General features: G+C 56.3%; 12 protein-coding genes. 1 reads left to right on the forward strand and 11 read right to left on the reverse strand.

The window, feature by feature from the left end:
• Positions 1–47 precede the first annotated feature (47 nt).
• Genes ACFQW4_RS12300 through ACFQW4_RS12335 form a run of 8 tightly spaced genes read right to left on the reverse strand, consistent with a single transcriptional unit; the run spans position 48 to position 7,974 of the window.
• Positions 48–1,010: a ribokinase gene (locus tag ACFQW4_RS12300; RefSeq protein ID WP_101763542.1), complete on the reverse strand. Its 963-nt coding sequence runs from the start codon at positions 1,008–1,010 to the stop codon at positions 48–50.
• Positions 1,010–1,903: an allose kinase gene (alsK, locus tag ACFQW4_RS12305; protein WP_377725577.1), complete on the reverse strand. Its 894-nt coding sequence runs from the start codon at positions 1,901–1,903 to the stop codon at positions 1,010–1,012. The genes ACFQW4_RS12300 and alsK overlap by 1 nt, the downstream gene beginning before the upstream one ends.
• Complete coding sequence (alsE, locus tag ACFQW4_RS12310; protein WP_061717928.1) at positions 1,900–2,592, reverse strand: D-allulose 6-phosphate 3-epimerase; 693 nt, start codon at positions 2,590–2,592, stop codon at positions 1,900–1,902. The genes alsK and alsE overlap by 4 nt, the downstream gene beginning before the upstream one ends.
• The gene (locus ACFQW4_RS12315; protein WP_377725579.1) at positions 2,592–3,641 is read right to left on the reverse strand and encodes an ABC transporter permease; all 1,050 of its coding nucleotides are present in this window, start codon (positions 3,639–3,641) and stop codon (positions 2,592–2,594) included. The genes alsE and ACFQW4_RS12315 overlap by 1 nt, the downstream gene beginning before the upstream one ends.
• Before the next feature lie 16 nt (positions 3,642–3,657).
• Positions 3,658–4,647 carry an ABC transporter permease gene (locus tag ACFQW4_RS12320; protein ID WP_101763545.1) on the reverse strand — a complete coding sequence of 330 codons (990 nt, stop codon included), beginning with the start codon at positions 4,645–4,647 and terminating at the stop codon, positions 3,658–3,660.
• Positions 4,640–6,145, reverse strand: coding sequence for a sugar ABC transporter ATP-binding protein (locus tag ACFQW4_RS12325; RefSeq protein WP_377725851.1), 1,506 nt, complete (start codon positions 6,143–6,145; stop codon positions 4,640–4,642). The genes ACFQW4_RS12320 and ACFQW4_RS12325 overlap by 8 nt, the downstream gene beginning before the upstream one ends.
• 2 nt (positions 6,146–6,147) lie before the next feature.
• Entirely contained in the window at positions 6,148–7,131 is a 984-nt protein-coding gene (locus tag ACFQW4_RS12330) for a substrate-binding domain-containing protein (protein ID WP_110866506.1), read from the reverse strand.
• Positions 7,132–7,143: 12 nt separating this feature from the next.
• On the reverse strand, positions 7,144–7,974 hold the full coding sequence (locus ACFQW4_RS12335) for a DeoR/GlpR family DNA-binding transcription regulator (protein WP_377725582.1): 831 nt from the start codon (positions 7,972–7,974) through the stop codon (positions 7,144–7,146).
• A gap of 488 nt (positions 7,975–8,462) precedes the next feature.
• On the opposite strand from ACFQW4_RS12335, the gene ACFQW4_RS12340 reads away from it, so the two are divergent.
• Entirely contained in the window at positions 8,463–9,536 is a 1,074-nt protein-coding gene (locus tag ACFQW4_RS12340; protein WP_110866507.1) for a DUF1176 domain-containing protein, read from the forward strand.
• A gap of 92 nt (positions 9,537–9,628) precedes the next feature.
• On the opposite strand, the gene ampH is transcribed toward ACFQW4_RS12340, so the two are convergent.
• The 3 genes from ampH to tal form a co-directional block, all read right to left on the reverse strand.
• Entirely contained in the window at positions 9,629–10,798 is a 1,170-nt protein-coding gene (gene ampH / locus ACFQW4_RS12345; protein WP_101763549.1) for a D-alanyl-D-alanine-carboxypeptidase/endopeptidase AmpH, read from the reverse strand.
• A gap of 146 nt (positions 10,799–10,944) precedes the next feature.
• Positions 10,945–12,954: a transketolase gene (tkt, locus tag ACFQW4_RS12350; protein ID WP_210081491.1), complete on the reverse strand. Its 2,010-nt coding sequence runs from the start codon at positions 12,952–12,954 to the stop codon at positions 10,945–10,947.
• A gap of 69 nt (positions 12,955–13,023) precedes the next feature.
• Positions 13,024–13,974 carry a transaldolase gene (tal, locus tag ACFQW4_RS12355; RefSeq protein WP_101763551.1) on the reverse strand — a complete coding sequence of 317 codons (951 nt, stop codon included), beginning with the start codon at positions 13,972–13,974 and terminating at the stop codon, positions 13,024–13,026.
• Positions 13,975–14,078: the final 104 nt, after the last annotated feature.

Genomic DNA, 14,078 nt, shown 5'->3' on the forward strand with positions numbered 1-14,078 from the left:
ATCGCGCGATTTATTGCGCCGCTACAGCAATGTGTAGCCATCTTGCCTTAAACACACTCTCCCAACGTTTCCGGGACACATTGCGGATACGCCTGCAATCTTGCCAGCGCTTCGGCATACGAAGGCATCGAGTGCGCTGCACCGGAGCGTTCCACACACAGCGAAGCATAAGCTGAAGCAAACAGCGCCGCCTGTGGCAGTTCATCGCCGGAAGCCAGCCGCGCCGCCAGTGCGCCATTAAACGCATCGCCCGCGCCGGTGGTATCCAGCGGCTGAGCCGGGAACAGCGGAATACGCAGCGGCGGCTGGTCTGCTACTGACAGCAACGCACCGCAAACCCCCAACGTAATAATCACCTGACGCGCCCCTTTGCGATGCAGCTTCTCTGCGGCTTGCTGCGCGCTGGCGAAGTCGGTGACCTTCACGCCGGTCAGCTGCATCGCTTCGGTGCTGTTAGGCGTCAGCAAATCCACTTTTGCCAGCAGCGCATCGGTGACCTTCTGCCACGGCGCAGGATTCATAATCACAAAGGTGCCACCGGCGCGCGCGTTGTCGATCATGCGCTGAATGGCGCTGAGATTATTCTCCAGCTGCACCAGCAGAATATCGGCTGCCGCAACGGTGGGTTGGCAGCGCGTCACCTCGGCGGCTGTTACGGTGGTGTTCGCGCCGGGATAGACCGAAATCATGTTCTCGGCATCGTCCCCGGCGACATAAATCAGCGCATTGCCGGTCGGTTTCTCCTTGCAGGTAAACAAGGTAATGGCATCGAAACCGGTCTTTTCCAGATGGCGACGCGCAAACATGCCGAAGTCATCATTACCAATCTTACCGATATAGTGCACGCGCGCGCCGGCGCGCAGCGCGGCCGTCGCCTGATTCGCGCCTTTGCCGCCCGGTCCCATCATGCTGGTATGGGCGGTGAGCGATTCGCCCGGCATCGGAAAGCGGTTCATTACCGCGACTACGTCGAGGTTGAACGAGCCAAACACACACACTTTTCCTTTCATCATGCACTCCTGAACAGACGTTCGGCGGCTAAACAGGCACCGCGACAACCGGTGTGGTCGGTGGATTGGCTAAACACGATCTTCAAACCCTCACGCGTGGCGGGTGGACGAAGATGCTGCTGGATCTGGCTGCGCAGCTGTGCCAGCGGAAAGTCCGCCATCGCCAGCACGCCGCCGCCCAGAATCAGGTATTCCGGATCGAGGATGTTCATCTCGGTGGCAATCAGTTGCGCCAGCCGCTGTACAAAAGCCTGCAGCTCCGGATGCTCACGATGCTGGGTAAACAGCGCCGACATGTTGGTTTCCGGCACATGGGTGCTCGCCCAGCGGCTCAGCCAATGGCCCGACGTCACGGTTTCCGCACAGCCACGATTGCCGCACGGGCAGGGCAGATCGTTGCCGGCAACAGGCACATGACCCAACTCACCCGCGCCACCGTGTTGACCATGATAAAACTGGCCGTTAAGCCACAGGCTGTTGCCCATGCCGGTGCCGGGATACAAACCCACCGCGCTGTCTGGCAGCTGCTCCAGCTGCAGTAAATCCCACAGCATCAGATGGTTAACATCTTTGTCCATCGCCACCGGTACGCCAAGGCGTTCGGTGAGGCGCGCGGCAACCGGTTGCTGATCCAGCGCCTGAATAAACGGCAGCGAAATCACCTGCTGGCGGTCACGGCTGAGAATGCCGGGTAATCCGAGCATCACGCCGCTAACTGGCTGCTGCTCCAGCGTTTCGCTGATTAACTGGCCCAACGCGTTAAGCGCATCAGGCTGCTGCGCCCAGCTGGCCGTCGGCACTTTACGGAAGCTCGACCAAACGCGGCCTGCTTCCATCAGCTGCAGACGTGTGCCGGTGCCGCCAATGTCGATACCGAGCCAGCATTTTTTCATGCGGATACCTGCGCCAATCCCTGAGCCTCATCAATGCTTTCGCGCATCATATTCCAGGCGGTTTCCAGGTCGTCGTGAATATTGAACAGACCGGAGGTGCCGACAATCAGCACTTCTGCACCCGCGCCGACCAGCGTGTTGTAGGTGCGGGTATTGCAGGAACCGTCGATCTCAATCAGATATTGATAGCCGTTGGCCTGCTTCAGCGCTTTCAGCTCTTGCACCTTCTGCACCATTTCCGGAATAAACGGTTGTCCGGCGTAGCCGGGATCCACCGTCATCACGGTGATTTTATCCACCAGATGAATGTAGTGATGAATAAAGGAGACCGGCGTAGCAGGATTAAGCACCACGCCCACTTTCTTGCCGAAGCTGCGGATCATATTGATCACCCGGAATGCATCGCGGTTGATGGTTTCGGCGTGCGGGCAGATGTAATCGGCACCCGCTTTGGCAATTACTTCAATGAAATCGGTGGGCTGCTCGACCATCAAATGCACATCCAGCGCCACTTTGGTGAACGGGCGAATCTGCTCAATAAAGAACGGTGACAGCGTGATATTTTTCACGTAGTGACCATCCATAATGTCGATATGCAGGAAGTCGGCGCGGGAGTCCAGCACGGCGAGCTGGTGCTTGATCTCCATCAGATTCATACACATCAACGACGGGGAGACTTGAATACGCATCATACTTCCTTTTTTTCGGTCAAAGGGTTAAGCGCCGCCGCCAGTTTGCTGAGCTTGACGGCACGATGTTCGTTAAAGCGAGTTTTGAATTGTTTGAAGGCCAGCACCACAATCAGCACCGCGCCCCACATTGCCAGGCTAACGTGCTGGCTGATGTTCATCAGGTTGAAGCCGGTGGAGAGCACTTGCAGGGCGATCAGCGCCAGCACCACGCCGGTCACGCGACCAAAGCCGCCATTCGGGTCGGTGCCGCCAAGGATAATGGCCAGCACCGTCAGCAGCAGATACGCATCGCCGTAACCCATACGCGCCGAGTTGAAGCGCGCCATCATGATCAAACCGGCCAACACGCACAGCAGGCTGGAGATGACGTACACCAGAATCACCATGCGATGCGTATTGATGCCGCTAAACCAGGTGGCGTTGATGTTGCTGCCGCCCATATAGATGCATTTACCGGCGCGGGTTTTGCCGAGGAACAGCGCCAGCAGCGCGGCGGCAAACAGGAACACCCACAGCGGCAGCGGAACGCCAAGCAGCGTGTTGGAACCGAGCGCCTGCACCACCGACGGCATGCCGCTGACGGCCGCGCCTTTGGTCAGCCAGATGCCGATACCGTTCAGCGTCATCATGGTCGCGAGCGTCACCAGAATCGGGTGCGCACCGATGCGCGTCACCATCACGCCGGTAATCACGCCGATCACCGCCGCAATCAGCATCGCGCCGATAACCGCAATAAACAGCCACAGCAGTTGCATGCCAGTGCCGGCATCGGCGGGCAGGGCGCGCATCAGCGTCCAGGCGATAAACAGCGCCGTCAGGTTGGCGGTGGCGATGATCGCCAGATTCAGTCCGCCGCTGAGAATGGCGATAAACATCGCCAGCGTCAGCAAGCCCAGCTCGGGCAGCTGAAATGCCATGCTCATAAAGGTCGAATCAGTGAGAAAGCGGCCTGGTAACATGACGGTGAAGATCGCCAGCGCCAGCGCAATTAACAGCATCAGGCCGATATTGGTGCCGTCCGGACGCAGAGCAGAGAGTGATTTCATGTTGATGCGGCTCCCGTTAGACGAAACTGACATCAGTTTCTTTACGTTTTTTGTAGTGAGTCACGGCGATAGCCACCATGATCACGCCGCCCACCACGATGTTCATGAAGTAGTTGGAGACGCCAATCAGGTTGAGGCCGTTCTTCAGGATGGCGATGAGGAACACGCCCATTAAGGTGCCGCTCACCGTGCCTTTGCCGCCCATCAGGCTGGCACCGCCCAGCACCGTGGCGGCCAGCACATCCAGCTCGCCGCCGACCAGCGCATTTGGCACCACTTCGCCCATGCGATAGACCTGCACCAAGCCGCCAATCGCCGCCATGGCACCCAGCCAGCCATAGGCGAAGACATGAATCAGACCGACGCGAATACCGATGCGGCGCGCCGATTCCGCATCGCCGCCCACCGCATACAGTTGGCGACCGAGATTGGTTTTATTCAGCAGCAGCGCGGTGAGTCCGGCAATCACCAGCATGGTCACCAGCGGCAAGCCAATCTGGAAGCTGTTGCCTTGCCAGGTGAACGGCAGCACGCTGCGCAGCGTGATCCACCAGTCCGGCAGCGAATAGAGGCTTTTGCCGCCGGTTACCCACATCAACAGGCCAAACAGCAGCGACTGCATGCTGATGGTGATGATGATCGAGACGACGCGCAGCGTGGTGATCAGCAGGGCGTTGATCACGCCAAACAGCGTGCCGCACACCACCGCCAGCAGGATGCTGAGCAGGGCGTTATCAAACTGGAACTGCACAAACAGCGAGGCGATCAGGTATTGCACCACCGACGCCACCGCAGCAAAGGAGATATCGATGCCGCCGGTCACCAGCACCACAAACAGGCCGAGGGCAAAGATGCCGGTCACGGCGTAGCTTTCTGCCAGATCCAGCAGGTTTTGCACCGTCAGGAACTGATCGCTGGCGGCAGAGAAAAACACAATGAACGCCAGCAAAACCCAGGCCAGCCAGCCCTGGCTGGAGCTCGGACGTAAACGAGAAAAATCAGGCATTGATCACCTCCGCCAGCTGCTGTTGCTCAACGGTATCGGGTTGGTATTCGGCATGAACGGTGCCATCACGGAAGTGCAGGATGCGGTCGCAGTTGTACCAAACCTCCGGCACTTCGTCGGAAATCAGGATGATCGACAAACCCTCTTTCGCCAGCAGATGAATCAGCTGATAGATGCTGGCTTTAGCGCCGACATCCACGCCAACGGTGGGCGAATCGAGGATCAGGATGCGCGGCTGGGTCAGCACCCATTTCGCCAGCACGATTTTCTGCTGGTTGCCGCCGGAGAGCGTGGAGATGGCCAGATTGGGATCGGCGACGCGTACGCCAAGCTGCTGAATCCACTGCAGGATCAGCTTGTTCTTGCGATATTCATCAATCAGGTGGAAACGGTTTTGCAGCTTGTCGAGGATCGGCAGCACCATGTTGTCGGCCACCGATTGTTGCTGCACCAAACCCAGGGTTAAGCGATCTTCGGAGACGTAGCCGATGCCGGCTTTGATCGCATCTTCGTGTCCACGGAAACGCACCGGTTTGCTGTCGAGCCAGATCTTGCCGCTGTCGGGTTTGGTCATGCCAAACAGCGACAGCGCCAGTTCGGTGCGGCCCGAGCCCAGCAGGCCGCACAGGCCCAGCACTTCGCCCTGATAGAGTTTGAAATTAACGTCATGGTATTGTCCGGCGCGCGTCAGTTTTTCGACTTCGAGGATCAGGCGATCGTCATGGCGCGTCGGCGTTTTCAGCTGATAGTCGAGCTTCAGGCCGGTCATCAGTTCGGTCAGATGGTGCGGCGTCATCGCTTTTGCGGGCCAGCAGCCCATTTTGCGGCCGTCGCGGATCACCGTCACGCGATCTGAGATCTCCAGCACCTCATCCAGTCGATGGCTGACAAACACCACGCAGATGTTTTTGTCTTTCAGGTAACGCACGGTGCGCAGCAGCTGATTCACTTCGGTGCGCGTCAGCGACGCCGTCGGCTCATCCATGATCACCAGCCGCGCATCGGCGACCAGCGCGCGGCAGATCGCCACCTGCTGACGCTGCGCAATCGACAGCGACGCCACTTTCTCATCGAGATCGAGTTCAAACTTCAGTTCATCAATGATGCGCTGCGCGGTTTCACGCAGTTTGGCTTTGCGGTGCCAGCCGAGCAGGCTATTCAGGTTGTGCTCGAAGGCGATGTTTTCCGCCACGCTGAGGTTGGGGAACAGCGACAGATCCTGATAAATCACCTGGATACCGAATTCACGCGCCTGGCGAGTGGTCAGACGCGGAAAGCTCGGGCCGTCACCCAGCGTGATACGGCTGCCGCTATCCGGGGCGTGCACCCCGGAAATGACTTTGATTAAGGTGCTCTTGCCACAGCCGTTGGTGCCAGCGAGACAGTGCACTTCGCCAGCCAGTAAGGTCAGCGAGATATCGCTCAGTGCGCGGTTGCCACCAAATGTCTTCGACAGGTTGTCGAGCGCAATCAGCGTCTGTGGGATCACCTCATTCATCATTACAGCCCCATTTTCACCAGTTTTGGCAGGTTCTCTTTGTCCAGGCTTTCGGTGTTGTTGCCGAGGATGGTGTGGGTCGCCTCGTCAACTTTCACTTTGCCCAAACCCTCGATGGTCATTCCGTCGGTGATTGGCTCTTTCTTCTGCATCATGTCGGCGATACGTACGAACACTTCGCCTGCGGTTTGTGGATTCCAGATGTAGCCGCCTTTGATCGCGCCACGCTGCACCAGCGATGCGCCCTGGCCAGGACTAAAGGCGCCAATTACGCAGACCTGATCGATCTTGTTACGGTTCATCACCGCGCGACCGGCGCCAATCGGACCCTGTGAACCAAAGGCCATAATTCCTTTCAAATCCGGATACTTGGACATCAGTTCGTTAGTGGTGCGAATCGAGTCATCCAGCGATTCGCCGACGCCAAACTTGTCGGTGACCATCTGCATCTTCGGATAGTGTTCTTTTTGATAATTCAGCGCGGCGTCGGTCCACTGCTGGTGCAACGGCACGGTCAGGCTGCCGACGTACATGGCGTATTTGCCCTCTTCATGCATGCATTTCGCCAGCGCTTTCATATGGTTGATGCCGTGCGTCGGCGCATCCACCAGTTCGAAGTCCCAGTTAGCGCCTTTCTGATCCGGCGATTCGTGGGTGATCACTTCAATGCCGGCATCACGGGCGCGCTTCAGCACCGGTTCCAGCACTTTCGGGTCATTTGGCACCACGCCAATGATGTCGACCTTCTGGGCAATCAAATCTTCGATAGCGCGCACCTGCAGAGCCGGATCGGCCGCCGTTGGTCCCACCATCCACGCGTCAATGCCGCGTTTCGCCGCTTCACTCTTGATGCCCGCTTCCATGGCGTTGAACCACGGAATACCGCCAATTTTCACCACGATGCCCATGCGTAATTTGTCAGCAGCCTGCGCGCCGGAGGCGGCAAACAGGGCGAGCAGAGAACAGGCGATAAGATGTTTTTTCATAAAGACTCCGATTTAATTTTTTATTAGCTGCATAGAATGGCTGCGCTGGGAGCAATCAATAATATTGACGCCGTTCCACGCTAATTCTTGTTCCAGCTCTTTGTCTTTTAATTGGTCAGTAATGAGAAAGTCCACATCGCGATAATGACAAATACGCGCGAATGAGGGCCGCAGGAATTTACTTCCGTCCAGCAGCAGATGTTTTCTTTCCGCTGCTAATAACATTTGCTGTTTTAAATGTGCGTTGTTTTCGTTACCTTCACGTAAATAACCGTCATTGCCTAAACTGCTACAGGAGAAAAAGATCTTATTGATCTGAAATTCCCTGAGCGGTTGCTCGGCGACGACGCCGTGGAAATCTTCATAACGGTCAGAATATTCTCCCCCCAGACAGATGGTGCGGATGCTGCCGCGCGCCGCAAGGGTTTGCACAATCCTGATGGAATTGGTTAATACCGTTAATTCAATATCCGGCAGCTGTCGCGCTAAATACCAGCAAGTGGTGCTGCTATCGAGTAATATACAATCGCCGGGGCTAATGAAATCGAGTGCGCGTTTGGCAATAGCCATTTTTGCATCAACATGTTCATTGACTCTCTGGCGGAAAGATAATTTATACTCGTTAACACCTCGCGTATTTCCCTGAATGTTGGCGGCCTGTCGTTTTGCTGGTACCGCACCACCGTGACTGCGTTGTAACAGACCACGTTTCTCCAGCTGCGTTAAATCACGCCGAATAGTTTCTTGTGAAACCTGACATAACGTGACTAATTCAGCGACAATGACCCGACCATTTAAATTTAATTCGTCAATAATTCGCTGCTGTCTTTCAATCGGCAACATAACCAACCTCCGATGGCTATAAATTACTGGATAGCGCATTTGGAAAGTGTGGGCTGCGCACGAGTCCACAGTCACCAAAACGCCTTAGCTGATTAGAGTGATCTGGATCTGTCTTATATGTAAATGAGATGTCTGGTTATCAAAATTAAGTGATATGTCTCACATAAATAAGCCTAATGGCGCGAAATCCGCGTTCTACGCGCGTTGCAAATCCAAAACATGGATTTAACCTAACATGACCGCTTATGACCGTTTGTGTGTATTTGACCGTTTTGTGATGAGTTAACAAGAGTCCGACGAATCCGATTGAGCAGTAATCGGTCAAAACGGATGATGAGCGCTTGCCCCATCCAGTACCCGTTCGCCACAGGTGACGGCTTTTTCAGCGGTTAACCTCGCTTTTAGGGCCGGCTCACAGTTTAGGCCTGCTGACAGCGTTCCCGTTGCGCTATTATTTTCTTTCCAGGAATTTGGGGACCGATTTTTTGATGTCGTATTGGATGAAGTTACTGCTTTTATTGCCCTTTCTTTTTGTCGCGTGCGTTCAGGCTCAGCCACTGCAAAAGTCATTTTCCGACTGGCAACTGACCTGTAACAACGCGGCTTTTTGCGTGGCACGCAGTTTTCCCGGTGACAACGGCTTAGTAATGACGCTCTCACGTCATGCTGGCGTCAACGATCGTCCCTTGCTGCGTATTGATTACGGCAGCGCCTACAGCGGTGAGCTGCCGGGCGGCCCGCTCAAGGATAACCTGCTACTCGATCAACGCCGTCTCACACCAGACCTTAAACACTGGACGGTGGAACCGCATCATCTGGCGACCAGTAATGCTATCGCCATCGACGAGTTTCTGGCGCAGACGCTGGATGCGCAAAATCTGCAGCTGACCTATAAAGCCAACGCCACCATTCCGCTCAGCGGTATGAAGGCGGCATTACTGTTGATGGATGACGTGCAGGGCCGCGTCAACGGTGCCAGCGCCTGGGTGAAGCGTGGCGACCGCGTGCAGTGGGATGTACCGCCGCAGCCAGCGTTGCCGGCGTTACCTTCGCCATTACCGCCGCCGCCGCCGCTGACGCAGGAAGAGACCAGCGGTTTAATTGATTTTGGTACCTGGCGGGTGAATACCGATAACTGCTCGCTCGATCCACTGCGGCGTGAAGTGAGCGTGTCGCCGCTGACCGACAGCAAAGCGCTGCTGCTGATCAGCTGCGAAACCGGTGCGTATAACGTGATCGATCTGGCCTTTGAAGTGACGCGCACGCAGCCTTATGTGTCGCGCGGTCTGAGCTTAACGCTGCCGTTTACGCCGCCGTCACGCGGAGATAATCAGCTGGAGTTGGTGAACGCGGAATTTGATGCCAGCCATGGATTGCTCTACACCTTCAGTAAAGGACGTGGTTTGGGGGATTGCGGCGTGGCAACGCGCTGGCAGTATGACGGCAACGAGTTTGTGCTGGCGGAGTATGCGGAAGAGAAGACCTGCGATGCGTGGCACAGCAGTGAGGATTGGCCAACATTATGGGTTACTGAATCGCAAAATCCGGCGCAGTCGCGTTAATACCACGTGCAGCATTAAATCATTGCACATTCCGTAGCGGCGCGATTTATCGCGCAATGAATTGCGCCGCTACAGCCTGCACCACAACCCAGTTAGCGGATGGCTTGCACCGTCATCGGTGAACCCGATTGATTGCCCACCAGCTCGGTCAGCATATTATTCACGCCATCGCTCATCGGGGTGAAACGCGTTAACGGCGAGCGAGTCACCACCACAAACACGCCGACGTTGTGCTGCGGCACCATCGCCATATAGGTAATGAAGCCGCCGCCACCGCCGGTTTTCTGAATAATCCCCGGACGACCTTCCTTCGGCCCCATATAGACCCAACCCATGCCCAGCGCATCGGCGCGGCCCGGCACATCCATGCCTTCCACTTTGGTTAGCTGGTCACGACGATAAATCAGCGTTTGCAGGCGATCAATTTGCGGCGTGCGGTGATTCACCGCCGAGTTAAGGAACTGCTGCATCCAGCGGCCCATATCGTCTGGCGTTGAGTAAACGCCGCCGCTACCGATGGCCGCCAGCGTGTTGTTACACGGACTGGCACCTTTCTCGGCAATCATCAGACGCTGACACTGATCCGGTGACGGCGTAAAGGTGGTGTCTTTCATGCCTAACGGACGCGTTATCAATTGCTGGAACAGTGCTGGATAGGGCATGCCCGCCGCTTTGGCGAGCGCATCGCTCAGCAGATCGAAGCCCAGGTTGGAATAGGCGGCATTGGTGCCTGGCGCGGCCTTTAATGCCGCTCCGCTCAGCCACTGCCAGCGATCGGACTTGGTCGGCCAGACAAACACCGGACGATGCGGTTTACCGCCGGGCTGCTCGCGCGGCAGGCCGCTGGTGTGGGTGGAGAGGTTAATCAGGCGAATCGGCTGGCCGTTATAGCTTGGCACGCGCGCGCCAGGCGGCGCGTATTTGCTGAGCGGATCGTCAAGACGCAGTTGACCGCGTTCGGCCATCTTCACCATCACTTCGCTGGTCATCAGCTTGCTGAGCGAGGCAATACGAATCACCGAATCGGGCTGCGGACGCACGTTGTTGCCGGGGCGCGTATCACCAAAGCTGGCGAAAACCCGCTGATTGCCATCAATCGCCACCAGCGCCATGCCGGTTGCGCCGCTGCCATAGAAAATGTGCTCGGCGTAGCGATCAACAATTTGCGATGCCAATAGCGGATCGGGCGACGACTGCGCCATGCTTTTTAATGGAAGCACTGTAACCATTAAGGCCAGTAAAAAAGGAGTACGTTTTTTCAACGGGTAAGCGTCCGCTATAAGAATCGGAGGAAAGCTTATAGTAATCAGTTTGCGCGAGGCGTGAAGGGGGCAGGGCGGATTTTTTTCTGTTTCAGGCTGTGATCAAAAAATGGCCCTTACGCCAAAAAGACGCAGGGCCAGATCGATTAGTGCGGCTTGAGTAAAGCTTCAGTATGGCTGACGATGTTCTCGATGGTGAAACCGAATTCCGGGAACAGTTTGCCGGCGGGGGCTGACTCACCAAAGGTGGTCATACCGACAATCGCGCCATCCAGACCAACATACTTGTACCAGTAATCAGCAATACCGGCTTCGACTGCCACGCGCGCTTTCACGCCGGATGGCAGCACCGATTCGCGATACGCGACGTCCTGCTTATCAAACACGTCGGTGCTCGGCAGCGAAACCACGCGAATCTTGTGGCCAGCAGCGGTGAGTTTATCCGCCGCGCCCAGCGCGATTTCAATCTCCGAACCGGTGGCGATGATGATCGCATCCGGCGTGCCGTTGCTGTCCTGCAGCACATAGCCACCGCGCGCAATATTCGCCACCTGCTCTTTGCTACGCTCTGGCTGCAGCAGGTTCTGACGCGACAGGATCAGCGCGGTTGGCCCATGATGGCGCTCAACGGCGGCTTGCCACGCCACGGCGGTTTCCACCTGATCGCACGGACGCCACACACTCATGTTTGGCGTAACGCGCAGGCTGGCAATCTGCTCAACTGGCTGGTGTGTCGGACCATCTTCGCCGAGGCCGATGGAGTCATGCGTATAGACCAGCACCTGACGCGCCTTCATCAGCGCCGCCATGCGCACCGCATTACGCGCGTACTCGACGAACATCAGGAAGGTAGCGGTGTATGGCACGAAGCCGCCGTGATGCGCGATGCCGTTGCCGATCGCCGTCATACCAAATTCACGTACGCCGTAGTGAATGTAGTTACCGGCAGTATCCTCTTTGATCGATTTTGAGCCCGACCAGATGGTGAGGTTACTGGGTGCCAGATCCGCTGAGCCGCCGAGGAATTCCGGCAGCAGCTTGCCAAACACTTCCAGCGTATTTTGTGAGGCTTTACGGCTGGCGATTTTCTGTGGATTAGCCTGCAGCTCTTCAACAAACTTCTGCACTTCGCTACTCCAGTTAGCCGGCATTTCACCGCTCAGACGACGGGTAAACTCCTGCGCCAACTCGGGGTGTGCCTCTTTGTAAGCGGCAAACTTATCATCCCAGGATTTCTCGCGCTGCGCGCCCGCTTCTTTGGCATCCCACTGCTGATAAATCTCTTTCGGGATCTCAAACGGCGGATAGTGCCAGCCCAGTTTCTGCCGCGTCAACGCCACTTCTTCTTCGCCCAACGCCGCGCCGTGCGACTCCTCTTTACCGGCTTTGTTCGGCGAGCCGAAACCGATAGTGGTGCGACAGATAATCAGTGACGGCTTGTCGGTAACGCTTTGCGCCTCTTTAATCGCCGCAGCGATCGCTGCCGAATCGTGGCCGTCGATACCTTCTGCGCTACCGATGACGTGCCAGTTGTAGGCTTCGAAACGTTTGTGCGTGTCGTCGGTGAACCAGCCTTCGGTTTCACCATCGATGGAGATGCCGTTGTGATCGTAGAAGCCAATCAGTTTGCCGAGACCGAGCGTACCGGCCAGCGAGCTCACTTCGTGCGAGATGCCTTCCATCAAACAGCCATCGCCCATAAACACGTAGGTGTGGTGATCGACGATGTCGTGACCGGGACGGTTAAACTGCGCCGCCAGCGTGCGTTCGGCAATCGCTAAACCTACCGCGTTGGCCAGGCCCTGGCCGAGCGGACCGGTGGTGGTTTCCACGCCAGGCGTGTAACCGAGTTCGGGATGCCCCGGCGTTTTAGAGTGCAGCTGACGGAAGTTTTTCAACTCTTCCATCGGCAGGTCGTAGCCGGTGAGATGCAGCAGGCTGTAGAGCAGCATCGAGCCGTGACCGTTGGAAAGAATAAAGCGGTCACGATCGGCCCACGCCGGATTGTTGGGATTGTGTTTCAACACGTCGCGCCATAACACTTCGGCGATATCTGCCATGCCCATCGGCATACCTGGGTGCCCGGAATTTGCTTTTTGTACCGCATCCATGCTGAGTGCACGAATTGCGTTAGCCAACTCTCTGCGTGAAGACATAAGGTTCTCCCTTGTGATTTGGCGATAGCGGATGAGCCAATGCCCATCCGCCATAAGAGTGAGTGCGGATTACAGACGAGAAGAGAGCACATCTTCCAGCTTCTGCTGGTCAACGGCGAACTGACGGATGCCGTCTGACAGTTTTTCTACCGCCATCGGATCCTGATTGTGTTCCCAGCGGAATTCCGCTTCTGAAAGTGAAGCCGGCTGATGGAAACCTTCGGTTGATGGCTCCAGCTTACGCTCCAGCGGCGCGTCGCTATTGGCCAGCTCTTCCAGCAGGTTAGGGGAAATGGTCAAACGGTCGCAGCCGGCCAGCGCCTGAATCTGTTCCACTTTGCGGAAGCTGGCGCCCATGATGACGGTGCTGTAACGGTGCTTCTTGTAGTAATCGTAGATACGGCGCACAGATTTCACGCCCGGATCTTCATCAACCACATACGGATCCATCGGTTTGCGGGTGTTGTACCAGTCGTAAATACGGCCAACAAACGGAGAAATCAGGAACACACCGGCTTCGGCACAGGCTCGCGCCTGAGCGAAGGAGAACAGCAGCGTCAGGTTGCACTGAATGCCGTTTTTCTCCAGCTCTTCAGCGGCTTTGATGCCTTCCCAAGTTGACGCCAGTTTGATCAGAATGCGTGAGCGGTCGATGCCGTGCTCTTCGTACAGACGCACCAGCTTCTCGGCTTTGGTGACACACATGCCACGATCGAAGGAGAGGCGCGCATCCACTTCGGTCGAAACACGGCCCGGTATGCTTTTCAGAATTTCCATACCGAGGTTAATCGCCACTTTGTCGCTGGCGTTGATGATTTGTGTCTCTTTGCTGCCGCCCTGTTTTTTCGCGTAGTCGATGGCGTCATCAATCAGATGTTTATAACCCTCAAGACCGGCGGCTTTCAGAATCAATGAGGGGTTGGTGGTCGCGTCTTCTGGATTGTAATGGCGAATGGATTCGATATCGCCGCTGTCCGCCACCACGGTGGTGTATTGTTTCAATGCATCTAGCTGGTTCATCACTTAACTCCTTGATTAGCAATAATGTGGGCAAAGGTGTTGCACCCATTCCTGTTAAGTATTGGTCCAACACAGTGCTACAGACGTTACACGAAGAAAATGCG

This window comes from Pantoea sp. GCM10028869 (assembly GCF_042666835.1).
Taxonomy (GTDB): Bacteria; Pseudomonadota; Gammaproteobacteria; order Enterobacterales; family Enterobacteriaceae; genus Pantoea; species Pantoea leporis.

Bases quoted from the DNA above. Each gene is read 5' to 3' on its own strand.
- ACFQW4_RS12300 (WP_101763542.1), bottom strand. From the start codon at position 1,010: ATGAAAGGAAAAGTGTGTGTGTTTGGCTCGTTCAACCTCGACGTAGTC.
- alsK (WP_377725577.1), bottom strand. From the start codon at position 1,903: ATGAAAAAATGCTGGCTCGGTATCGACATTGGCGGCACCGGCACACGT.
- alsE (WP_061717928.1), bottom strand. From the start codon at position 2,592: ATGCGTATTCAAGTCTCCCCGTCGTTGATGTGTATGAATCTGATGGAG.
- ACFQW4_RS12315 (WP_377725579.1), bottom strand. From the start codon at position 3,641: ATGAAATCACTCTCTGCTCTGCGTCCGGACGGCACCAATATCGGCCTG.
- ACFQW4_RS12320 (WP_101763545.1), bottom strand. From the start codon at position 4,647: ATGCCTGATTTTTCTCGTTTACGTCCGAGCTCCAGCCAGGGCTGGCTG.
- ACFQW4_RS12325 (WP_377725851.1), bottom strand. From the start codon at position 6,145: ATGAATGAGGTGATCCCACAGACGCTGATTGCGCTCGACAACCTGTCG.
- ACFQW4_RS12330 (WP_110866506.1), bottom strand. From the start codon at position 7,131: ATGAAAAAACATCTTATCGCCTGTTCTCTGCTCGCCCTGTTTGCCGCC.
- ACFQW4_RS12335 (WP_377725582.1), bottom strand. From the start codon at position 7,974: ATGTTGCCGATTGAAAGACAGCAGCGAATTATTGACGAATTAAATTTA.
- ACFQW4_RS12340 (WP_110866507.1), top strand. From the start codon at position 8,463: ATGTCGTATTGGATGAAGTTACTGCTTTTATTGCCCTTTCTTTTTGTC.
- tkt (WP_210081491.1), bottom strand. From the start codon at position 12,954: ATGTCTTCACGCAGAGAGTTGGCTAACGCAATTCGTGCACTCAGCATG.
- tal (WP_101763551.1), bottom strand. From the start codon at position 13,974: ATGAACCAGCTAGATGCATTGAAACAATACACCACCGTGGTGGCGGAC.